Origin of the sequence: Streptomyces viridochromogenes DSM 40736, assembly GCF_000158955.1 — a bacterium.
Classification (GTDB): Bacteria; Actinomycetota; Actinomycetes; order Streptomycetales; family Streptomycetaceae; genus Streptomyces; species Streptomyces venetus.
Window position 1 is genome coordinate 4239145 of the sequence record NZ_GG657757.1, and the last position, 21298, is coordinate 4260442.

Here is a 21298-nt window from a genome sequence, read left to right on the forward strand (position 1 = left end):
CCCGCAGCAGGCCGACAGTGAGGCCGAGGCCGGTGGGGGTGCAGCGAGGCACACGCGTGCGTAATCGGTGGGCGCACTCGCCGTCGTGGCTGACGGTCGTCGGCTGAGCCGCATACGGACTCCGATTCGGCTCGGAAGGGATGACCGCAACCGGCGAAGGGGTGCAGGCGTCAACAACGCTCGTGATCAATACACCTAGCCGCTCAGGCAAACGGCCGCCCATGAACCCAGGTGCCCCCGCCAGTGCCTCACCGGGCACGATGTCGAAGGGCCCCCACCGCTTGCGGTGGGGGCCCTTCGACATGGTCTGTCCCGGTTTTCGTCTCAGTCGGCCTCTCGGCCTTGTGGACTTCTGTGCGCCTTGCCGGAGTCGACTATTCCCCTGAAGCCGCGGGCAGACCTGCCGCATGGCGACGCCAGAGAACGACGACCAGCGGCGCGACGCAGACGCCCGCCTGTGGGAGCACCACCTCCACACCGACACCATGCTCTTTCAGCGCGGCAACCTGTTCCTCGTCGCGCAAACACTGCTGGCTGTGGCCTACAGCAGCACCGCCACATCGGGCACCGCGCACGCGGCAGCACGTGTCCTGGCCGGCTTCGGGCTCGCTCTCACTACCGTCTGGGCATACGTGGGACACCGCTATCACCGCTACAACCGGGCCATCCAAAGACGTACTGCCGAGCGTCTGGCGGACTACGCGGAGACCTATACAGCCAGTCGCATCGCTGGTCCCAGCGCGATGCCGCTGATCGCCTATGCGCTTCCGACGCTCTCCGCCGTCATGTGGATCGTTCTGCTCATCGTCACGTAGTCGGCGCCGCTACCGCCGACGCCCCCTACGCAGGGGTCCGCTCCCTCGCCGACCGCGTGGTCCGCTTCGCGTGGGCTCCCCGGAGCCCACGGTGAGGCGGGTCGCGAGGTGGTAGGTGACGGTGATGTCCCGGTAGTCCTGGCCGGGGGTGACCGGGGCCGGTAGGTGGGTGCGGTCGCTGTGGCTCGTCGACTCTCGGTTTCCGGTGCCGGGGAAGCGGACGGCTGTCTGGGGTTCCTGCGTGAAGCGGAGCCGTTCGGCGTGGACCGTCGACCGGAACGAGATGTCCCCCACCACCGGGCTCCCGGCCCTCGCGCCTCGCGTTCAGGGCGGTTCCTCGGGCTCCCTGGCCGCCTGACGGCGACCGGACCTTGGTGGCAGCTTGCCGTCCTCTCCGCGTACCCGGCGCGTGCGGGCGCTGCGTGCCGGACGCCGTTTGGCCGGCTCGGCCCCTTCCGTGCCGGCTACCGCTTTCGTCTCACCCGCGGCCTGTTCGGCCACGGTTCCGGCGGTGCCGCGCACCGCCTCGTCGGCGCTTTCGACGGTTCGGCTCGTTTCGCGGCCGACGTCCTCCACCGCGCGTCCGGCACCACCGCTCACGTCCTGGACGGCCCTCCCGGCTCCCTGCCCGACGTCCTGCGCCACGGAGCCGACGCCCCGGCCCACGCCCTGGACAGCGCCTCCGGCACCCTGCCCCACATCCTGTACCGCGGACCCGGCGCCCTGACCCACATCCTGTACCGCGGACCCGGCGCCCTGACCGACGTCCCGGACGGCGGTCCCCGCGCCCTGGCCGACGTCCTGGACGGCCCTTCCGGCACCGGCACCCACCTCCCCCACGGCCTGACGGGCTCCGCCGCCGACGTCCTGCACGGCGGACCCGACTCCGCGGGCCAGCTCGTGCAGGATCTCCGGGTTGCGGTCGAGCGTGGTGAGCACTCGGTCGATGATTTCGGCGACGTGGTGGAGACGCACCTTGAGCTGGGCCTGGGCCTCGACGCCCGAGATGCCCAGGTGCACCTTGCCGAGGGTGACGTCGGCGCCCACATTCAGTCTGAGCAGGTCCAACACCTCGGCCTGCAGCGAGACACGCGCCCGCAGGTCCTCGACGTCCAGGTCGATCTCGTCGACCTTCAGGACCGGGACATCGAGGAAGACGTCAGGGCTCGCACCGGCCGCGTCCTCCTCGTCGTAAGCCTCGGCATCGGCGTACTCGTCACCGTCTCCGGCGTCGAGTGCGTCGTCGTACTCCTCGGCCAAGCCCTCGTCGTTCTCGGCGTTGTCGCGCATCGCCACGCCTCCGAGTTTTTGCGTGCATTTCGACCATTTTTTCCATTATGGGGATCAGGTCACTGTTGGCCCGCCGTGGATCGGCAGTCGTCCCACAGGGCGGCGAGGCGGGTCGGGATCTGGGGAATGGCGGCGCACCCCGCTTCCGTCGCAACTGCCGTAGTAGAGGAAGGTGTGACCCGGCGCCCTGGTCTCAGTCGGGACGAACGAGTTCGAATCTGGTGTCTTCCCAGGTCGGGGGTGTGTCGTGGTGACTATCGGCCCGATCTGTGCCGGCGGCCACAGCGGGACGGGGGCGGGGAGGCGCATACTGAGCCATGACAAAGTCTGCGGCACCTAAGCGCCATCTGCCCACCAGCCCCTTCAAGGCCCCCGTGGCACCTGCCCCCAAGCACTTCGCCATGGGCGATCAGGTCACCCACGACGTCTACGGCCTCGGCCGGGTGATCGGTATCGAGGACGGGATCGCGGCGCTCGTGGATTTCGGCTCGGCGCAGATGCGGATCTTGAGCCCGTACGCCAAGATGACCAAGTTGTAGGACCGTCGTGCCTGCTCAGGGCACGCCAGGTCCCATCGGGGACCTGTAACGAAAGGCAGACCTCTCATCGAACCGACTTCGCTGTTCTCCGCCCTGGAAGGGCAACCGCGCCGTTCCAGCGCAGCGTCGCCGCCTCCGGCGACCAACCCCTTCCAGGCCCCGGACTTCGGACAGGACGAGATCTTCCGGTCCGGGGACGCGTCCGAGGACGCGCAGGTGCCCGACCGCGGCACACGTGCCGCTCGGTCCAAGGCTGCCTAGCGGCCGCCCGCGCACGGCGCGGGTGGCGCGCCACCTGGTGAGAGAGGACGCTGGGTGCGGGGGCAACCTTGAGGGAGACACGCCCCATGGCACAGACCACCCCGCACCACAGGGCGCGCACGCCGTTCCTTTCCCGCCCCGGCGTCCGCCGCGCCGCACCGTTCGTCCTGATCACCGCGGTCGCTCTGATCTTCATCTTCGAGAACCGCGCGCATGTGCAGATCCGCCTGTTCATTCCGCTGGTGACCATGCCGCTGTGGGGCGCGCTCCTGATCGCCTGGGGGCTCGGCATGCTCGCCTGTGTCGTCACCGTGCGCCGACGGTCGCACCGGCATTCACGGCAGTGAGGTGCTCGGGATCACGCAGTTCTTCGGCTGCGGCTTGCCCGTAGGCCAGCCCAGGCCCACGAACTTGAGGGTGCCGGGACCCTGACGGCCCGGGTCGAGTTCGACGATCGCGGCCGGTTTGTCGTAGGCGTTGCCGCCTGTGGTGAGGCAGATCAGGCCGCTGGTGGCCTGGACGCGGTGGCGGGACTGGAGGAGGGACCACTGACGGCCCACGTCCTCGCGGCTGGGGACCGTTTCGGGGTCGCTCTTCTGTGCTTGGTGGAGGGCCTTGCCGATGGTGAGGAGGCCGTCGTGGACCAGCATCGTGCGGGAGTCGTCCAGGGCGGGGACGGAGCCCAGTTTCGTGCCCTCGTTCGTCGTCGCGTCGATCAGCTTCCTGAGGGTGTCCAGGGCCGCCTTCGGTTCCGTGAGGTACTGGGGGAGGTCCCGTTCGGCCGGTTTCCTGTGGTGAGCCGCCGTCCAGCGCTTCGTCCAGGCCTTCAGTTCCGTCGTCCAGGCGTCGGGGTGGGCGGGGGCCGCGTACTGCACCGTCACCTTCGGCCTGCCGTCGGCGCCGCGGAGCCGGGCCCAGTCCTTGTCCGTCATGTCCTGGCGCAGGGAGGCGGCGTCGGAGCCGCTGACGATGGTGTAGTGGCGGTCCTTGCAGCCGACCTGGGCCAGCTTCAGGGCGAAGATGCGCAGGTGGAGAGTGCGGCCTGCGAAGTAGACCGTGTCGGCCTCGGAGTCGCAGATGTTGTTGGCCGTCTGGGTGAACTGGTTGCCGGTCGAACCCGCCTCGTCGATCGACGGGGACTCGAACGACATCGCCGCCGGACCGGCCGGGCCCTTCTCCTCGATCCTGCTGAACGCCTTCGCCAGTGACTCGTTGTAGCCGTCGGGGCGTTTGTCGTAGACCAGGACCGTCCTGAGGTTCCGCCGACCCCGTTCACCGTTGAAGTTGGCCAGGGCCTGAGCCGCGTCGTAGTTCGTGGGGAGGATGCGGGCCAGGCCGGGGAAGCGGAGCTTGGCCATGCCGTCCGGCCGGTCCTCGTTCGCGATCCGGTCGCCGCTGATGCGGGCGGCCAGTACCGGGATCTTGTTCTCCGTCAGGCGTCGGACCGCCGCTTCCGTGGCCGCGAGGCTCAGATTGAAGCCGGTGACCGCGCGCAGCCGGTCCTCGGACGAGGCGGCCATGCGCAGCAACTGGTCGACGACCTTGTCCTGACGGCCGTAGTCCTGCCCGGGGTTGGCCAGCACCAGACGGATCTTGGGCGGTTCGCCCTCGCCCTCGTTGGCCTGCCGCTGCCCCAGGTACGCGCCCTGGAGGTCGCTGCGCATCTGCCGGCGCAGCGCCTCCCGGTCCGACTGCAGCGGCAGCATCATCGCCACCGTCACATGCGGCTGCTTCGCGATCCGTTCGTTCTCGCGTGCGATGGCCCGGGCCACGTCGGCTATCTCCTTCGTGCCGAAGTCGTAGCCCTCGCCGTTGACGCCGACGCACTCGCCCTCGATCCGCTCCACACCGTCGGCGCAGGTGTCCGGCTTGCGGATGAGGGAGGTGGTGAGCGCCACGCCCGCGACGATCGCCACCGCGGCCAGCAGTGAGAAGAGGATCTTCCGCCATCTGGGCATGCCCGTTATCTCCTTCGCCGGAGCTGCTCGGTGCAGGTGCAGCGCAACAGGGGCTGTTCGTTCTCCGCGAGGCCGCTCCAGTCCGTCGCCGTCCTGCTGAGCCGACCCGCGCCCTCGAAGTCCATGATCGAGAGGAGGTCCAGCAGCTTGGCCAGCGTGCGGGCCGTCTCCTTGCCGGTAGGACGGGTGCGTTCCTCGCACAGCCATACGGCGTGCAGCAGCTGGTCGACCGTGCGGCGCAGAGGCGGGCCGTCAACGGTGACCAGGCCCTGGGCGCGGTCCCGCCGGGCGTCCGCCCCGCCCGGGTAGGGCGCCTGGGCGATCTCCAGGAGGTCGGCGCACCACTCGCGCGGGCGCCCGGGCAGGGTCGCGGCGAGGTGGCTGACGACGTCGTCCGCGCCGCCCGAGACCAGGTGATGGTTCATCCGGTGTGCGGTGAGGGATCGGAAGGCCCCCTCGTCCGGGCCTCTGTTGCCCGAGACCCCGTTGTCCGAGACCCCGTGGTCCGGGCCCCCGTCGCGCTGAACGCCTCCCTCCCCCGCCGCCCGCCGCGCGTAGTGGTCGCGCAGCAGGTGGTGGTCGGCGTACCAGGCGGCGCCGCCGGGGCGTAGTCCGTACAGCCGGTGCACCAGCAGCTGGCGGAGGCCGAAGTCGCCTATGAAGTGGCGTTCGCAGGTGGGCCAGCCGGTGTCGATGAGGAGCTGGGAGACGTGATGGGCGGTCAGGTGGTGGACGTGGCCCGACTGGTGATGACGCAGCAGGACGTCCGCGCACTCCGTGTCGTGGGCCACCGACAGGTGGGTGAGGAGGTCGAGCCAGTGGGCGTGGTGCTCGGTCGGGAGACGTACCGGTAACTGGTCCAGGATCAGTTCCCGCAGGAGCACGTCCGCGACCGGGTGTTCGGGGGCGCCGTCGCCGGGGAGTCCCGGCAGCCGTAAGCGGGCGTCGAGGATGTCCCGGTCATTGGCGTCGGCCGGCATGCGGAACTCGGCCGCGGCCGCGGCCAGCCGGATCACCGTGTGGGGCCGGCCGCCGCTCAGCCGGGCCACGGCGGCGTCGATACGGCGGCGGTTCGTGCCGCCCTCCGGCTCGGCGCGCCGCTGTCTTCGCACCGTCTCCCGGCGGAGCTGGTCGCCCGTGAGCAACGGCATCCGCAGCAGCAGCACGCCGTCGGCCAGCGGGGCCCGGTCCGCGCCCGCGTCGGTACGGCGGGACCAGGCGGGCGGGGCGCCGTCGGCGGGGCGGTACTCCGCCGGTGGTGTCACCTCCTGGGACGGCAGACCACCGTGCAGGAAGGCACCGCCGTCGCGCCGGCGTGCCGTGCCGACGATCACCACGCGGTCGCGCTGCCCGGCCCGGCGGTCGGTGAGCACGGCGCGCAGCACCTGCTCGCCCAGGGGCGACTCGGCGTGGTCCAGCAGCAGGCCGGGGCGGCCGACCCGGCGCAGCCAGCCGGAGGCCGAGGCGTACGCCGCCTCGAGGTCCTCGCGCAGGGCCCGGAAGAGAAAGCTCTCCGCCACCTCCCGGGCCTCGCCGCCGGCCCGGAAGTCGGCGGCGAGGATACGCAGGCCGATCCGGGGCTGGCCGGCCGCGCCCGGGTACGCGCCGTAGATCCGTTCCAGTTCCGCCCTGCCCCGGGGCGCCAGACGCTCGAAGAGGGCGTCCAGGAGGGCGTTGCTCACGGCCGCCGAGTACGGGTCGAAGGCCTGCCCGGACAGGGTGGTCAGCAGATTGCGGATGGTGCCGCGCAGCACGCCGCGCCAGAAGTCGCCGGTGCCCAGACCGCGCAGGCGCTGCCTCTGGGCGAGGCCCTCGTACCGTTCGGCCTCCGTCGCCACCGCCTCGGGCGTGCCCTCCGCGACGCCGGTGGCGATCATGGCCACGCCCGCGAAGAAACGCGGAAAGGCGAACGAGCCGCCCGTGCCCTGCCAGGTGCACAGCCGCCGCGCCACCTCGACCAGGGCCTCGGTCGCGGCCGAGCGGGCGCCGGGCTCCGGGTCCGCGCGATCGGCGAACACCGGGGAGGCGCAGTCCAGGTGGATCAACGGCACCTTGGCGGCGAAACGGTCCCGCACGGCCCGCAGCAGCCGTCCCTTGCCCATGCCCGGGCCGCCGGTGAGCAGCACGACGGGTAGGTCGGGACCGTACAGCGGCTCCCGGCCGGCACCCGACGGTGCCCGGCCGAGCAGACGGGCGAAGAAGCCGTCCTCGTCGAGGAGTCTCTCGAACCCCAGTTCTTCACACACGGACCCCCCATGGTGTGCCTGCCCGCCCGGGGCGGGTGACCGTGACCGATGTGCCAGAAAAGATCCAGTGGAACACGGAATCATCCGGTCGGACAACGGGGGCTACATGGAAGGAAGTTGCGAAAAATTCCCGGGCCGATCCCGGCGACGACCGCCCGCTCCGGTCCCGGCCGATCCCGGCCGCTCCGGTCCCAGCTGACCCCGGCGCCCCCTGCCCGCTCCGATCCCAGCCGACCCCGGCGACCCCTGCCCGCTCCGGTCCCGACCGGCCCCGGCTACGCCTGCCCGCTCCGGTCCCAGCCGAGCCCGGCGACCCTGCCGGTCCGAGGCGGGCCGACCCCGGCTACACCTGTCGGCCCGCCTCGGGCCGACCCCGGCTACACCTGCCGGTCCGAGGCGGGCCAGACGTAGGGGAGGTCGCCCGGAACCTCCGGGAAGTGCCGCGTGTAGGTCGTCGGATCCTTGCGGACCAGGGCCGAGCGGTGGCTGCGGTGGAAGGAGTCGTCGCCCAGCCAGGGCGGCAGCTCGCCCTCGGCCGCCAGTACCGGCTGGTCCCGGACCGGCGCGTGCGGGCGGGCCGTCGCGAGGTCGGCGACCAGCGTGGCCGCGCAGCTGTCCTGGTGGCCCAGCTCGCGCCAGACGCGGCAGATCTCCAGGCCGTAGCGGACCAGGGCCTCCTCGTACCCGGCCCACATCCGTACGGCCGGGTGCCTTCGCCACCCGTAGCCCGGCACGACCAGGCCGCGCAGGACCTGAAGGGCCTCGACCCGTTGTTTGCCGAGCCGACGGCGGTCCAGGACCAGGGCCGACTCCCGGAAGCCGGGGTAGGGGAGGAACGTCTGCACGCCGTCGTCCCCGGGTCAGCGGGCCGCGCCCGTGGGGAGGGCCTGTTCCGCCCAGATGGTCTTGCCCGTGGCGCTCTGGCGGGTGCCCCAGCGGTCCGTCAGCTGGGCCACGAGGAGCAGGCCGCGGCCGCCCTCGTCGTAGGTGCGTGCGCGCCGCAGGTGGGGTGCGGTGTTGCCGCCGTCGGAGACCTCGCAGATCAGGGCGGTGTCGCGGATCAGGCGGAGCTGGATCGGCGGCTCGGCGTGGCGGATCGCGTTGGTGACGAGTTCACTGACGACCAGTTCGGTGACGAAGACCGCGTCGGACAGCCCCCACCTCTCCATCTGCGCCACCACGTCCTTGCGGGTCTGGGCGACCGCCGACGGGTCGGCCGGCACCGACCAGGTGGCGAACTGGCTCGCGTCGAGCGCCCGGGTGCGGGCGATGAGCAGGGCCACGTCGTCGGCCGGGCGCTGCGGCAGCAGGTCGGCCAGCACCGTGTCGCACAGGGCGTCCAGCGAGGGCGCCGGGCGGACGAGGGCCTCCCGCAGCCGGTGCACCCCGGTGTCGAGGTCCCGGTCCCGGGTCTCGACCAGGCCGTTGGTGTAGAGCGCGAGGAGGCTGCCCTCGGGGATGTCCACCTCGGTGGCCTCGTACGGCAGGCCGCCCACACCGAGGGGCGTCGCGGCAGGCAGGCCGACGAGTTCGACGCCCCCGTCAGGACTCACGAGGGCCGGCACGGGATGCCCGGCTCCGGAGAAGCAACAGCGGCGCGACACGGGGTCGTAGACGGCGTACAGGCAGGTCGCGCCCACGTCCCCGGAGGTTTCCGCCGGTCCGGCGGGGTCGGTGCGACCGCTGGGGTTCATGGGACCACTGGGGTTCATGTGACCGGTGGGGTTCATGTGACCGGTGGGGTCCAGATGACCGGCGGCCGCCGCGCGTTCCTCGACTGTGCCGACTTCACCGGCCTGCCTGACCTCCGAGGGCCCGGTCCCCTCCTCGCCCTCCTCCTCCAGGTTCAGCCGGGCGACCAGGTCGTCCAGGTGGGTGAGGAGTTCGTCGCAGGGCAGGTCGATGTCGGCGAGGGTGCGTACGGCCGTCCGCAGCCGGCCCATGGTCGCGGAGGCGTGCAGACCGTGGCCGACGACGTCACCGACGACCAGGGCCACCCGCGCCCCGGAGAGGGGAATGACGTCGAACCAGTCCCCGCCGACCCCCGCGTGTCCGCCCGCCGGGAGGTAGCGCGACGCGACCTCCACCGCCGCCTGCCGGGGCAGTCGCTGTGGCAGCAGGCTGCGCTGGAGCGTGACCGCCGTGGCGCGTTCCCGGGTGTAGCGGCGGGCGTTGTCGATGCTGACCGCGGCCCGGGCCGCCAGTTCGCCCGCCAGGACCAGGTCGTCGTGGCGGAAGGCCTCGGCGGTGGCGTACCTGAGGAAGAAAACGACGCCCAGGGTGGTGCCGCGGGCGGCAAGCGGCACGGTCATCACCGAGTGGATGCCGAACGCCCGGACCCGGGCGGCGCGCGCCGGGTCGCGCGCGAGCCAGGCGGCGAACGCCGGGTCGGTCGTCTCGTGGAGGGTGGCCCGTCCGGCGCGCAGGCTCTCGAAGGGCGTCGAGCCCTCCGGGTAGGACGCCACCTGGCCGGCCTCGACGGCGGCCTCCGGCGTGCCCGGGGTCACGGATCGCATGGCGACCCGCCGCAGCATCAGCGGCCCGTCCGCGGGAAGGGCGTGCACGGGTGGTTCGTGCACATCGTCCAGCTCGGCCAGCAGATCGACGCTGACGAAGTCGGCCAGGGCCGGGACGGTCACGTCAGTGAGCTCCTGGGCCGTGCGTGTCACGTCGAGCGTGCTGCCGATGCGGCGGCCGGCCTCGCCGATCAGCTGGAGCCGTCTGCGGGCCCAGAACTGTTCCGTCATGTCGTGCGCGGACAGGCAGATGCCCTGGATCGTGCCCTCGGCGTCCCGCAGCGCGGACGTGTAGACCGACCAGGCGTGTTCGCGGGTCTCCCCGGGGGCGAGCACGAAGTTCTCCTCGAACTGGGGCTCGCCGGTGCGCAGTACCCGGGCCATGCTGCGTTCCGCCCGCTCGCCGGCCTCGTGGTCGACGATCTCGGAGACCCGCAGGCCCAGCATCTCCGCCTCGGTGAGCGCCGCGGCCCGTTCCATGTCCGTGTTGGCCCGCACCAGCCGGAGCCGGGTGTCGTAGATCGCCAGGGCACAGCACGGGGACTGGGCGAAACTCCAGCTCACGAGTGATGCGTCGACCTCGGGGCGGGGCTGTCGGCGGGTCAGGGCGGAGAGCAGGAGCCATGCGGGGGCGTCGGTGCCGGGCGGCCGGTGGTGGGCGAGGACCCGGACGGTCAGCTTCCGGCCGTCGCGGTGCCTGAGCGCGATGTCGCCGCTCCACCGGGGCAGCCCGGCGAGGGTGGGCAGACCGCCCCGCACCGGGATCGGCTCGGCCAGCAGGTCCCCGGCACGGCGGCCGGTCACCTCCCCGGCCGCGTACCCGAGCAGACGCTCGGCGCCCGCGTTCCAGCCGGTCACCCTGCCCTGTTCGTCGAGGGCGACGCGGGCCGTGAGGGCTTCACCGACCAGATCGGTGAGGGCTTGCGGGGCTTCGGGTCCCTCTCCGCCCGACCGGGTGACCCGGCCGACGGTGACGGGCTGCTCCATGATCGGTCATCTCGCTCTCGCGGAGGTTTCAGCCATGACCGGAAGAGGTGCGCTATCTCCCTGATTACCCCGATTGAGTGAAGTGTCAACTCCAGCGGGCGGGGGCGGCGCGTGTCGCCGTCGGCCCGGGGGGGGTGAGCCTGCCGGGGCCCGGCCCGGGTAACCGGTCCCCCATGGGCGAGATCCTGGTGGGCACGTGTTCGTGGACCGACCGGGCGCTGGTCGGCAGCGGCTGGTATCCGGTGGGGCGGCGGGACGCCGAGGGACGGTTACGGCACTACGCCGAGCGGTTCCCGGTCGTCGAGGTCGACGCGTCCTACTACGCGCTGCCGGGCGAGCGGAACAGCCTGCTGTGGGCCGAGCGGACACCGGACGGGTTCGTGTTCGACGTGAAGGCGTTCTCGCTGCTCACCGGGCACCCCACCAGGGAGGCGGCGATGCCGGGCGGGCTGCCGGCCGACCACCGGGACCCGGCGGTGCTGGACGAGGTGTGGGCCCGGTTCCGCGCGGGGATCGAGCCGCTGCGGCGGGCCGGGCGGCTCGGGAGCGTGCTGTTCCAGTTCCCGCCGTGGTTCCGGCCCGGGGAGCGGGCGGAGTCGTTTCTGCGGCAGTGTGCCGAGCGGACGGACGGCTGGCCCGTCGCCGTGGAGTTCCGGCACCCCTCGTGGTGGGAGGCGGACCGGGCCGAAGCGACGTGTGCGCTGCTCGCCCGGTACGGCATGGCCGCGGTCGCCGTGGACATGACGCAGACGCTGCCCTCCTCCGTCCCGCCGGTCACGCCCGTCACCTCGCCCCGGCTGTCCGTCGTACGGTTCCACGGGCGCAGCGCCGCGTGGGGAACCGGGAGCAAGGAGGACCGGTTCCGCTGGGAGTACGGCGAGGACGAGCTCGCCGAGTGGCTCCCCCGGGTGCGGCGGCTGGCCGAGCGGGCCGAACGGGTGCACGTGCTGTTCAACAACTGCTGCGGCGACGCGGCCGTACGCGCCGCCGAGCACATGACGCGGCTCCTCGACGGCGACAGCGACGGCGCCCGGCCGACGGCGGTCCCGAGGGTGCCTAGGGCACGATCCGCACCTGCTTCGACACCGTCACCTGGTCGACGTCCGACACCCGCACGGTCGTCTTCATCGTCCAGGTCCCGGCGAGGGGCAGATTGACGGAGTTGGTGCTCCAGTAGCCGCCCACGTCGGTGAGTTCGGCGTCGATCGGGCCGACCTTCCGGGACGGGAGGGTGAAGGTGATGCGGACCTCGGGGACCACGACCAGGCCCGTGTCGCCGCCGAAGACCACGGCCTGGACACCGTTCTCGCCGACGCGGGCCGGGTCCAGGGTGACCTCCACTTTGCCGCGTCCGGACAGCGTGGTTCCGGTGGTTCCTCCCGTGTCGAAGGGCACCGAGATGAGGGTCGTGGGCGGCAGCGCGCCCGCCGGGGCCTGCTGGGCCGCCTCGGCCTGCGCACGGCCGGGCAGCGTGCTGGTGAGCAGGGTGGTGATCAGCAACACCACGGCGGCGACGGCGACTTCGACGAGGACGGAGCGGCGCAGACCGCGACGTTCGGCGTCCCCGCCGGTACCCGCGGAAACCGCCTCCGGCGCCCCGTCCCGATCACCCGGTTTCGCCGACTCCGCCGACTCCGAAGGCTCTGCCGACTCCGAAGGCTCCACCGACTCCACCGACTCCTTCGACTCCACCTGTTCCTCCGGCTCCCTGTCCTCCCCGGGCGCCGGTGCGCCGACCGGCTGCGGCACCCGTTCCCGTACGGTCGCGGCTGCCGTCCGGGTGACGGCCGCCGGTAGCGCGAGGCGGGCCGTCCAGCGCCGCGAGTAGCCGGCCGCCAGCACCAGCACGGTCACCGCGACCAGCTTGGCCAGCAGCAGCCGCCCGTACGACGTGCCGGTCAGCGCGTCGAGGGAGCCGAGGCCGCGCCAGGACTGGTAGAGGCCGGTCACCGCCAGGACGGTCACCGAGACGAAGGCGATCCGGGAGAAGCGGGGCACGACCTCCCGCAGGGCGTCGCCGGACGCCCTGCGGATGGTCAGGAGCAGCGCCACCAGACCACCGAGCCAGACCCCGGTCGCCACCAGGTGCAGCACCGACGACGTCATCGCCACCGGCACCTGGATCCCGGCGGAGGCGTGCTCGGCCGCCGCCCAGGTCAGTGCGAGCGCGACGGCCAGGGCCGTGCCGGCCGCGAGCACGGCCGGGGTCGGCTGCCGGGGCTCTTCGCGCTTGGCCAGCCGGAGCAGGAACGCGGCGGTCAGGAGCAGGACGGCCAGCCTGGCGAGCAGGGCGAGGCCCGGGCGGCTGCTCAGGGTGCGCTCGACGGCCGAGACGTCGAACGCCGCTGCGGGGCCCGCGCCCGTCTCGTACGGGGCACGCAGCAGGAGCAGGACGACCGTCGAGCCCAGCAGCGTCCACCAGGCCGCCACCAGCGGCCTGCGCAGCGGGGAGGTGTCCGCCGGCCGGCACAGCAGCGCGAACGCCACCGTGCCGACGAGCAGCGCGGCGGCGAGGTAGGCGAGGTAGCGGGCGGCGTCGTGGAGGCCGTCGGTCAGCGGGTCCTCGGCGGGGCCGGTGTCGATCTGCGCGCTGGTCGCGGACCGTTTGCCGACGGAGAAGCTGAACGCGCCGGAGATCGGGTGGCTGTCGGCGGACACCACCCGCCAGGCCACCGTGTACGTGCCCTGCGCGAGCTTCCCGGGCAGGCCGACCCGGGCCGTGTCGGAGCGGCCGTCCGCGTGCCGCGCCGCGCCGGTGTGGACGCGGCGCTGGTCCGGGCCGAAGACGCGGAAGGAGTCGTCGAGCAGGCCGACGGACTCCGTGAAGGTCAGGGTGACGCGGCCGGGAGCCCGCTGGACGACTGATCCGTCGTCGGGGTCGGTGCTGCGGAGGGCGGCGTGGGCCGAGGCGGGGGTCGCTCCGCCGAGGAGCAGGACCAGCAGGGTGCCGAGCAGCACCAGGACTTGAAGTCGCCGGTTTCGTCCGACATTGCGCTCCTTGTTCCGCCGTTGGTCCACGTGGGTCTCCGGGGTCGGGCTGTACGGCTCCGGGTTATGTACGGGCGAGATCGGTGTAGCGCTCACCGGAGGACGGGGTGTGTTGTGCGGCGAGTGCGGGTGCGTGGGGGTTGATCGCGCCCGCGCGGCGGAGCCGCACATCGATAGAGCCCCGCGCCCCTCAAAAGACGGGTCGGCACAGCCCATGGATCTTGTCTGCCTCTGCCGGGTAGCGGGCCGTCAGGTCCCTTGCGTCTCCGTGTTCGTAGCCCTGGAACGTGAAGCCGGGTGCCATCGTGCAGCCGAACAAGGTCCACTGCCCTCCTCCGCGTACGCGGCCGCCCATCCAGGTGCCCGCCGGGACGGTGAACTGGATGTGCTGGCCGCCGAGGACGTCCGGGCCCAGTACGACCGTCCGGGTGCTGCCGTCCGGGGCGAGCAGGAGGAGCTCCAGCGGATCGCCCAGGTAGAAGTGCCAGATCTCGTCCGTGGGCAGGCGGTGGAGGGCGGAGAAGTCGTCCGCCGTGAGGAGGGCGACGATCGCCGTGCCCTCCGGCCTGCCGTCGGGGCGTTCGGGGCCCGCCCAGGTCTGGCGGAACAGGCCGCCCTCGCGGGGGATGGGCTCCAGGCCGTAGTGCGCGATGAGGTCGTCGGGCGTCACCCGGGGAAGAGTATCTCCCGGTCCAGGAAGGCGAGCTGGGCCTTCTTCTCGGGCAGGTGCACGCTTCACCGACGGCGGCCTGCTCGCGGCGACCGGCGTCCATCCCACCCTGTGGGTCCGCCTGTGGTTCGCGCAGGGGTACTGGCGGGCCACCTGAGGGGGCCGGGCTCCGGACGCGGCCGGGCCCGCCCCGGGGGATGATCGGGGCATGGACGTCACTCTTTACCTCGCCCAGGACCCCGAGGCCGACGCGCTGCTCGGCCGCAGTCCGCTCGCCGCGCTGGTCGGGATGCTGCTGGACCAGCAAGTCCCGATGGAGTGGGCGTTCAAGGGTCCGGCGACGATCGCCCAGCGGCTCGGCGCGGACGACCTGGACGCGCAGGAGATCGCCCTGCACGAACCCGAGGCCTTCGCGGCGCTGCTCTCCCAGAAGCCCGCGGTGCACCGCTACCCGGGCTCCATGGCCAAGCGGATCCAGCAGCTGTGCCAGTACCTCGTCGAGCACTACGACGGTGACGCCGAGGCCGTCTGGAAGGACGTCGGCACCGGCAAGGAGCTGCTGAAGCGACTGGCGGAGCTGCCGGGCTTCGGCAAGCAGAAGGCACAGATCTTCCTCGCTCTGCTCGGCAAGCAGCTGGGCGTCCAGCCCACCGGATGGCGGGAGGCCGCGGGCTCCTACGGCGAGCCGAGGTCCTTCCGCTCGGTCGCCGACATCACCGGCCCCGAGTCGCTGGCCAAGGTACGGGCGCACAAGCAGGAGATGAAGGCGGCGGCCAAGGCCGCGAAGGCCGCCGGCAGGTAACAGGCCTCCGCCAGGCGCATAGGACACCGGACACCGGCGCACCGGTGTCAGCCACGCGGCCCACCCCGGGTGGCGGGCCCCTCCGGCCCGGTCCGAGCATGGACCATGATCGAGCCACCGAGCGGCTCCCCCCGGGGCCGGGGCGAGCCCCCTCCCACGGCCCCGCTCCGCGTCCTCGTCGTCAGCGGCCGCGAACCACCGCTCCTGCCCGGCCTCCGGGCCGTCGGCGACCGGCCGTCCCGCGGACAGTGCCCGGCCGCTGGCCGCCGTCCACGCCCCGGCGACACCCGTCCGGAGGTGGCGGACCCGGCTGCCCGGACCCGCACGCCCGGGGCCGCCCTGGGCCGACCGGGCGGATCTCGCGGCACGGGGGATGAACGACCCCCGCGCGACGGGGATTGACCTCCCGTGAGCCCCGCACCGCAGCCGGTCCCCCGCGGCACACGCCCGAACGCGTGGCTGCGGGTGCTCGTCCTGCTGCTCGCCCTGCTCGTGCCCGGTGCGCACGCCGAAGCGCACACGGGGGCGGTGGCCGCCGTGTCCGGGGAGAGCACGGCCGTCGAGTGCGACGTCCTCGACACCGCCCCGCGCCCACCGGCCCGGGTCGTCCGCCGCACCGCCGTCCCCCTGCGTCCCGCCCTACTCACCTCCCCCGGGCCCGCGTACACCGCGCGGCGCGCCGTGCCCGTACCGCCGGGCACGCCGCACGCCCTGCGTCCCCCGCGTTCCGAGGTCCTGCGCTGCTGACCGGACCCGCCACCGGTCCAACACTCCCGCACGGAACCAGAAGGAACGACACGCCATGCTTCAAGACCCGTACGCGGTCCTGCGCGCCCTCCTGCGCGCGGAGGCCGTTCGCAGCGCCCCCAAGCCGTCCCGCCCCGAACGCGACACACGCGAGCAGCAGCCCGCCAGGAAACAGCAACGCGACTGACCCACCTACGGGGACGGAGGCGCCTGCCCCAGGGCGCGCCCGGACGACCGGCCCTAGCGCCTCCGCCGCCCCGAACGCCGCGCGGTCCCGAACAGGGACCGGGTGATCTCGTGCCCGATCTGCGTCCCCACCGACCGGGCCAGGGAGGTGAAGACCCCGCTGCCGAGCACCTGCTCGGCCTCCGACGGCTGCTCCTCCGCAGGCTCCTCGCGCGTCTCGCGCCGCGCGGCGTCCCGCATCTCGTCCGGCCCCTTCGCTCCCCGGCCGCCACCCGCCGGCCGTTCGTAGGCCGACTCCCGGTCCGCGGCCCGCGCGTACCGCCCGTACAGCGGCGACTCGGCCACCGCCCGCTCCAGGGCCTCCTGCCCGACCGGCCCCATCAGGGACTCCGGCGCCCGCAGCCGGGTCGCGGCGACCGGCGTCGGGGCGCCCTTCTCACCGAGCACCGTCACCACCGCCTCGCCCGTCCCCAGGTTCGTCAGCACCTCCTCGAGGTCGTGGGGCGACTTCGGGAAGGTCCTCACCGTGGCGTTCAGGGCCTTCTGGTCGTCGGGCGTGAAGGCGCGCAGCGCGTGCTGGACGCGGTTGCCGAGCTGGGCGAGGACGTCGGCGGGTACGTCCTTCGGAGTCCGCGTCACGAAGAAGACGCCGACCCCTTTCGGGCGAATCAGCCGCACGGTCTGCGTGATCGACTCCAGGAACGCCTCGGAGGCGTCGTCGAAGAGCAGGTGGGCCTCGTCGAGGAAGAAGACGAGCCGGGGCCTGTCGACGTCGCCGACCTCGGGCAGATCGTGGAAGAGGTCGGCGAGCAGCCACATCAGGAAGGTCGAGAACAACTGCGGCCGGTCCTGTACGGCGTTCAGCTCCAGGACCGAGACGAGGCCGCGTCCGTCCTCACCCGTCCGCAGCAACTCGGCCGTGTCGAACTCCGGCTCCCCGAAGAAACCGGACGCGCCCTGCGCCTCGAAGGCCGTGAGGGACCGCGGGAGCACCCCGGCCGTGGCGGCCGACAGACCGCCGATGGTCTTCAGCTCCTGCCGGCCCTCGTCCGAGGTCAGGAAGGTCACCACCGCCCTGAGGTCCTTGAGGTCGACCAGCTCAAGGCCCTTGCTGTCGGCGTAGTGGAAGATCAGGGCGAGGGACTGCTCCTGGGTCCGGTTCAGCCGCAGCACCTTGGCCAGCAGCACCGGGCCGAACCCGGTCACCGTGGCCCGGATCGGGATGCCCCGGCCGATGCCGCCGAGGGCGTAGTACTCGGCCGGGAACCCGGTTCCCGTCCAGCGCTGGTCGACGTCCCGCGCCCGGCCCTCGACCCGGGCGTCGGCGCGGCCCGGCGCGGCGATCCCGGAGAGGTCGCCCCGGATGTCGGTGAGGAAGACCGGCACGCCCTGGGCGGACAGTTGCTCGGCGATCAACTGAAGCGTCTTGGTCTTGCCGCTGCCCGTGGCGCCCGCGACCAGTCCGTGGCGGTTGAGCATCGCCAGCGGCACCCGGATCCGCGCGTCCGGCAGGCACCGCCCGTCCCACAGCAGGGCGCCCAGATGCAGGGCCGGGCCGGAGAAGCTGTAGCCCGAGGCGATCCTCAGAACCTCCTGGGGGAGAGCGGCCGCGCGGGCGGACACCTCGGGTGCGGGGGGCGGCGACGCGGTCTCACGGTCAGGCATGTCACGCCTCTGTTCCCGGTTCGTACCGCCTTGTGGGTATTTTTTCAGCGTCGCACTCCGTCGCCACGGCTGCGCCCGGAAGGTCCCGCCCGGTAGGCTTTCCGTGTGATCTTCAAGCGCATCGGAAACGGCCGGCCGTACCCCGACCACGGCCGGGACAGCACCCGGCAGTGGGCGGACGTCGCGCCGCGCCCGGTCCGCCTCGATCAGCTGGTGACGACGAAGCAGCAGCTCGACCTGGAGACCCTGCTCGCCGAGGACTCGACGTTCTACGGCGACCTCTTCGCGCACGTCGTGAAGTGGCAGGGCGACCTGTACCTGGAGGACGGCCTGCACCGCGCGGTGCGGGCCGCGCTGCAGCAGCGCCAGGTGCTGCACGCGCGCGTGCTCGAGCTCGACTGACACTCGCCGGTGACGGGTTGGCCCTTTCGGGTTCTGCTGGGCGACGTCGAATGATCATCTAGTAGGCATCGTCGCCCGGGCGCACTACGCTGCGCTCATGAGCATGCTGACTCCCCCCGGCATGGGCGGCAAGTACCGCATCACGGGCAACAAGTACCCCCGGATGCGCAGTCCCCGGCGGCACGGCAGGCTCGTCGTCCTGGTCGTCGCCTCCGCGGCTGTGCTCGGCGTGGGCGGCTGGGGCACCTTGCAGCTCATCGACGTCTTCACCGGGGGCGGCAGGAAGGCGTCGGCGGCCGCCGACGCCACGGACTGCGCGCCCACGACCAAGGCGAGCCCGAGCCCCTCGCCCAGCGCGAAGCCCCTGCCCGAGCCGCGCACGATCACGGTCAACGTCCTCAACGCCACCACCCGCAGCGGTCTGGCGAAGAAGACCGCCGACGAGCTGAAGAAGCGCGGCTTCAAGATCGGCGACGTGGGCAACGCGCCCAAGGAGTACGACAAGAAGGTGAAGGGCGCCGGCATGCTGCTCGGCCCCGCCTCCGCCCTCGACACCTCACTGCCCGTCCTCGGCACCCAGCTCCCCGGCGCCGCGCACCGCACCGAGGCGGCCCGCGAGGGCGACGCCGTCGACCTCGTCATCGGCGACGCCTTCAAGACGCTGGCGAAACAGCCGGACGCCGACCGGGCCCTGACCAAACTGGCCAGTCCCGAGCCGGCGCCCACGTCGAAGAAGAACTGCTAGGGCCTGACATCAGGCCCGAGGGGGTTTACGGCCCCAGGGGGCTTACTCGGCCGCCCCGTACATCCGGTCCCCCGCGTCGCCGAGGCCCGGCACGATGTAGCCGTGCTCGTTCAGGCGCTCGTCGACCGAGGCGGTCACGACCGTCACCGGCGTGCCCGCCAGCTCGCGCTCCATGATCTCCACGCCCTCCGGCGCGGCCAGCAGCACCACGGCGGTCACGTCGTCGGCGCCGCGCCGGATCAGCTCCTGGATCGCCGCGACCAGCGTGCCGCCGGTGGCGAGCATCGGGTCCAGCACGTACACCTGACGGCCCGACAGGTCCTCCGGCATACGCGTGGCGTACGTGGACGCCTCGAGCGTCTCCTCGTTGCGGATCATGCCGAGGAAGCCCACCTCGGCGGTCGGCAGCAGCCGGACCATGCCGTCCAGCATGCCGAGGCCGGCCCGCAGGATCGGCACCACCAGCGGACGCGGGTGGGACAGCTTGACGCCCGTGGTCACGGCCACCGGCGTCTGGATGTCGACCTGTTCGGTGCGTACGTCGCGCGTGGCCTCGTAGGCGAGCAGGGTGACCAGCTCGTCGGCGAGACGACGGAAGGTCGCGGAGTCGGTGCGCTGGTCGCGCAGCGTGGTGAGCTTGTGGGCGACCAGGGGGTGGTCGACGACGTGGAGACGCATGTCCACAACAGTAACCGGGCCGGTTGACGCCGGCCGCACGGCAAGCCCCCCGCTCGGTCGCCACCCGTTCGCCTGCGTCAACCGCTCGACCGGGGGAAAACGAGAAGGACGCACTGGGGTGGTGAGACTGATGCCCGACCGGGCTTACCGAGACGATCCGACGCCGCGCGCACGAGCCGGGACGGACCCGACGTCCGACAACAGGGGCCGGAGCGGGGAGACCGCCCGGCCCGACGAGAGCATCCGGGCCTCGCTGACCGGGCTCACCGGACGGGCGGGACGGGCCGGGCCGGACGACACCGGCGAGACCGACGCCGAGCGCCGCCGGCGCCGCGCCCGGTTCCTGCGCGACCTCGCCGAGGCCCGGGAGCTGCGCGACCGCGTCCAGCCGCGCCGTGTCAAGGTGGCCCGGCTGCGGCACGCCATGCGCATGCGCACGTTCCGCTGGTAGGAAAGCTGGTAGGAAACGAGTGAGGAAACGCGCGGGGAAGATCACGAACCGCGTGGACGTTGTCGGGCTGACCGTGCGTGGAGCAGGGGAAAGCCGCGTACGATCCGCTGGTGGCGGCAACGAGCGTGCGAGCAGAACTGCCGGACACAGGGAGCCGAAGACGTCCCCTGAACGCCTTGTTTCTGCCACGATTCCGAGTGGGCGGGGCTCGGAGCAGCACTCCCCGCCCACAACCTCCGCCGGGGGAACCCCCAACCGGCACGCCTATGACCAGTGGGAGAGTCACGGTGTACTTCGCCGCACTGCTCGCGCGCACCGAAGACGGGTGGGAAGCGAGCGACACAGAGCTCGACGATGTGGAGACCCTGTCGGATCTGGCCGACCTGGCCCGTGAAGCCTCCCCCGACGAGGACACGGTGCTCGTGCTCATCGAGCAGGAGGACGCCTGGTTCGGCGTCGTCCGCGTGGACGGCGAGGAAGACCCTCGCATCTACGTCTCGGACGCCGCCGCCGCTGCCCGCAGCAGCTACGGCGAGATCCTGCTCACCGACGAGCTGCTCGGCCGCGACCCGGACGACGGGGACGACCTGGACGCCCTCGACCTCGACGGCACCGAGGACGGTGAACCCGACGGGGACGACGAGTCCGACGCAGGTGACGGGGCCGCCGGTTCCGCCGAGCTCGTGCCGCACGGCCCGGTCGGCGACGCCCAGATCCTCGACGACGTCGGCGTGAGCGAGAAGGAACTGCGCTCGATGTCGGCGGACGCCGTCACCGAGATCGCCGAGTTGCTCGGCGCCTCGGAGACCCTGGAGACCGTCCGCTGACCGCTCCCGCCACCCCAGGACCGCCGGACCCCGTACGGGACCCCTGGCGGCCCGCGATGCGGCTCGCCCTGGACGAGGCCGCCGGGGCCGTCCGGGGCGGGGACGTCCCCGTCGGCGCCGTCGTACTCGCCCCGGACGGCACGACCGTGCTCGCGTCCGGGCACAACGAACGCGAGGCCGGCGGCGATCCGACGGCCCACGCGGAACTCCTCGCCCTCCGGCGGGCCGCCGCCGAACTCGGCACGTGGCGACTCGCCGGCTGCACCCTCGTCGTGACGCTGGAGCCCTGCACCATGTGCGCGGGCGCGATCCAGCAGTCCCGCGTCGACCGGCTCGTCTACGGCGCCCGCGACGAGAAGGCCGGTGCGGTCGGCTCCCTGTGGGACCTCGTCCGCGACCGGCGGCTCAACCACCGCCCCGAAGTGATCGAGGGCGTCCTCGCCGAGGAGTGCGCCCAGCTGCTCACCGAGTTCTTCCGGGCCCGCTGAATACCGATTTCAAAGCACGTGGCACCTTGCTGTAAGG

General features: G+C 72.5%; 21 protein-coding genes. 12 read left to right on the forward strand and 9 right to left on the reverse strand.

Going from position 1 to position 21298, the window contains the following annotated elements:
• The first annotated feature begins 407 nt into the window (after positions 1 to 407).
• Complete coding sequence (locus SSQG_RS18595) at positions 408 to 815, forward strand: hypothetical protein (protein ID WP_003991346.1); 408 nt, start codon at positions 408 to 410, stop codon at positions 813 to 815.
• Positions 816 to 1139: 324 nt separating this feature from the next.
• Here SSQG_RS18595 and SSQG_RS18600 read toward each other — a convergent pair whose 3' ends face one another.
• Positions 1140 to 2105 carry a hypothetical protein gene (locus tag SSQG_RS18600; RefSeq protein ID WP_003991348.1) on the reverse strand — a complete coding sequence of 322 codons (966 nt, stop codon included), beginning with the start codon at positions 2103 to 2105 and terminating at the stop codon, positions 1140 to 1142.
• Positions 2106 to 2422: 317 nt separating this feature from the next.
• Here SSQG_RS18600 and SSQG_RS18605 point away from each other — a divergent pair, with 317 nt between their 5' ends.
• Positions 2423 to 2644 carry a hypothetical protein gene (locus SSQG_RS18605; RefSeq protein ID WP_003991349.1) on the forward strand — a complete coding sequence of 74 codons (222 nt, stop codon included), beginning with the start codon at positions 2423 to 2425 and terminating at the stop codon, positions 2642 to 2644.
• 347 nt (positions 2645 to 2991) lie between these two features.
• Positions 2992 to 3252, forward strand: a complete 261-nt coding sequence (locus SSQG_RS18610; RefSeq protein WP_003991350.1) for a hypothetical protein — start codon at positions 2992 to 2994, stop codon at positions 3250 to 3252.
• On the opposite strand, the gene SSQG_RS18615 is transcribed toward SSQG_RS18610, so the two are convergent.
• From SSQG_RS18615 to SSQG_RS18630, 4 genes are all read right to left on the reverse strand, one after another.
• Positions 3241 to 4863, reverse strand: a complete 1623-nt coding sequence (locus SSQG_RS18615) for an ABC transporter substrate-binding protein (RefSeq protein ID WP_052310303.1) — start codon at positions 4861 to 4863, stop codon at positions 3241 to 3243. The two genes, SSQG_RS18610 and SSQG_RS18615, sit on opposite strands and share 12 nt — an antisense overlap.
• Before the next feature lie 5 nt (positions 4864 to 4868).
• The gene (locus tag SSQG_RS18620; RefSeq protein WP_003991352.1) at positions 4869 to 7109 is read right to left on the reverse strand and encodes a hypothetical protein; all 2241 of its coding nucleotides are present in this window, start codon (positions 7107 to 7109) and stop codon (positions 4869 to 4871) included.
• A gap of 377 nt (positions 7110 to 7486) precedes the next feature.
• On the reverse strand, positions 7487 to 7954 hold the full coding sequence (locus tag SSQG_RS18625) for an MSMEG_6728 family protein (RefSeq protein WP_003991353.1): 468 nt from the start codon (positions 7952 to 7954) through the stop codon (positions 7487 to 7489).
• A 15-nt stretch (positions 7955 to 7969) separates the two neighbouring features.
• The gene (locus tag SSQG_RS18630; protein ID WP_003991354.1) at positions 7970 to 10612 is read right to left on the reverse strand and encodes a SpoIIE family protein phosphatase; all 2643 of its coding nucleotides are present in this window, start codon (positions 10610 to 10612) and stop codon (positions 7970 to 7972) included.
• A gap of 173 nt (positions 10613 to 10785) precedes the next feature.
• Here SSQG_RS18630 and SSQG_RS18635 point away from each other — a divergent pair, with 173 nt between their 5' ends.
• A complete protein-coding gene (locus SSQG_RS18635) occupies positions 10786 to 11769 on the forward strand; it encodes a DUF72 domain-containing protein (protein ID WP_003991355.1) in 984 nt (327 codons plus the stop codon).
• Here SSQG_RS18635 and SSQG_RS18640 read toward each other — a convergent pair.
• Together SSQG_RS18640 and SSQG_RS18645 are read right to left on the reverse strand one after the other, a co-directional pair.
• On the reverse strand, positions 11669 to 13570 hold the full coding sequence (locus SSQG_RS18640) for a copper resistance protein CopC (RefSeq protein ID WP_039933068.1): 1902 nt from the start codon (positions 13568 to 13570) through the stop codon (positions 11669 to 11671). The two genes, SSQG_RS18635 and SSQG_RS18640, sit on opposite strands and share 101 nt — an antisense overlap.
• Before the next feature lie 220 nt (positions 13571 to 13790).
• Positions 13791 to 14270 carry a cupin domain-containing protein gene (locus SSQG_RS18645; RefSeq protein ID WP_003991357.1) on the reverse strand — a complete coding sequence of 160 codons (480 nt, stop codon included), beginning with the start codon at positions 14268 to 14270 and terminating at the stop codon, positions 13791 to 13793.
• 208 nt (positions 14271 to 14478) lie between these two features.
• Here SSQG_RS18645 and SSQG_RS18650 point away from each other — a divergent pair, with 208 nt between their 5' ends.
• The 3 genes from SSQG_RS18650 (at position 14479) to SSQG_RS43475 (ending at position 16006) form a co-directional block, all read left to right on the forward strand.
• The gene (locus SSQG_RS18650) at positions 14479 to 15072 is read left to right on the forward strand and encodes an HhH-GPD-type base excision DNA repair protein (protein WP_003991358.1); all 594 of its coding nucleotides are present in this window, start codon (positions 14479 to 14481) and stop codon (positions 15070 to 15072) included.
• Positions 15073 to 15480: 408 nt separating this feature from the next.
• The gene (locus SSQG_RS18655) at positions 15481 to 15819 is read left to right on the forward strand and encodes a hypothetical protein (protein ID WP_003991359.1); all 339 of its coding nucleotides are present in this window, start codon (positions 15481 to 15483) and stop codon (positions 15817 to 15819) included.
• A 55-nt stretch (positions 15820 to 15874) separates the two neighbouring features.
• Complete coding sequence (locus SSQG_RS43475; RefSeq protein ID WP_276327081.1) at positions 15875 to 16006, forward strand: hypothetical protein; 132 nt, start codon at positions 15875 to 15877, stop codon at positions 16004 to 16006.
• Between the two features lie 53 nt (positions 16007 to 16059).
• On the opposite strand, the gene SSQG_RS18660 is transcribed toward SSQG_RS43475, so the two are convergent.
• On the reverse strand, positions 16060 to 17670 hold the full coding sequence (locus SSQG_RS18660) for a helicase HerA-like domain-containing protein (RefSeq protein ID WP_003991360.1): 1611 nt from the start codon (positions 17668 to 17670) through the stop codon (positions 16060 to 16062).
• A gap of 105 nt (positions 17671 to 17775) precedes the next feature.
• On the opposite strand from SSQG_RS18660, the gene SSQG_RS18665 reads away from it, so the two are divergent.
• Entirely contained in the window at positions 17776 to 18072 is a 297-nt protein-coding gene (locus tag SSQG_RS18665; RefSeq protein ID WP_003991361.1) for a type II toxin-antitoxin system VapB family antitoxin, read from the forward strand.
• A gap of 121 nt (positions 18073 to 18193) precedes the next feature.
• Positions 18194 to 18817 carry a LytR C-terminal domain-containing protein gene (locus SSQG_RS18670; RefSeq protein ID WP_003991362.1) on the forward strand — a complete coding sequence of 208 codons (624 nt, stop codon included), beginning with the start codon at positions 18194 to 18196 and terminating at the stop codon, positions 18815 to 18817.
• 42 nt (positions 18818 to 18859) lie between these two features.
• Here the strand turns inward: SSQG_RS18670 and upp are convergent, their stop codons facing one another.
• Positions 18860 to 19495, reverse strand: coding sequence for a uracil phosphoribosyltransferase (upp, locus tag SSQG_RS18675; protein ID WP_039933070.1), 636 nt, complete (start codon positions 19493 to 19495; stop codon positions 18860 to 18862).
• A 253-nt stretch (positions 19496 to 19748) separates the two neighbouring features.
• On the opposite strand from upp, the gene SSQG_RS40365 reads away from it, so the two are divergent.
• The 3 genes from SSQG_RS40365 to tadA all read left to right on the forward strand — a co-directional run bounded on the left by SSQG_RS40365 (position 19749) and on the right by tadA (position 21261).
• Entirely contained in the window at positions 19749 to 19946 is a 198-nt protein-coding gene (locus SSQG_RS40365) for a hypothetical protein (RefSeq protein WP_052310462.1), read from the forward strand.
• Between the two features lie 287 nt (positions 19947 to 20233).
• On the forward strand, positions 20234 to 20773 hold the full coding sequence (locus tag SSQG_RS18685) for a hypothetical protein (RefSeq protein ID WP_003991365.1): 540 nt from the start codon (positions 20234 to 20236) through the stop codon (positions 20771 to 20773).
• A 56-nt stretch (positions 20774 to 20829) separates the two neighbouring features.
• Positions 20830 to 21261 carry a tRNA adenosine(34) deaminase TadA gene (gene tadA, locus SSQG_RS18690; protein ID WP_003991366.1) on the forward strand — a complete coding sequence of 144 codons (432 nt, stop codon included), beginning with the start codon at positions 20830 to 20832 and terminating at the stop codon, positions 21259 to 21261.
• Positions 21262 to 21298 lie beyond the last annotated feature (37 nt).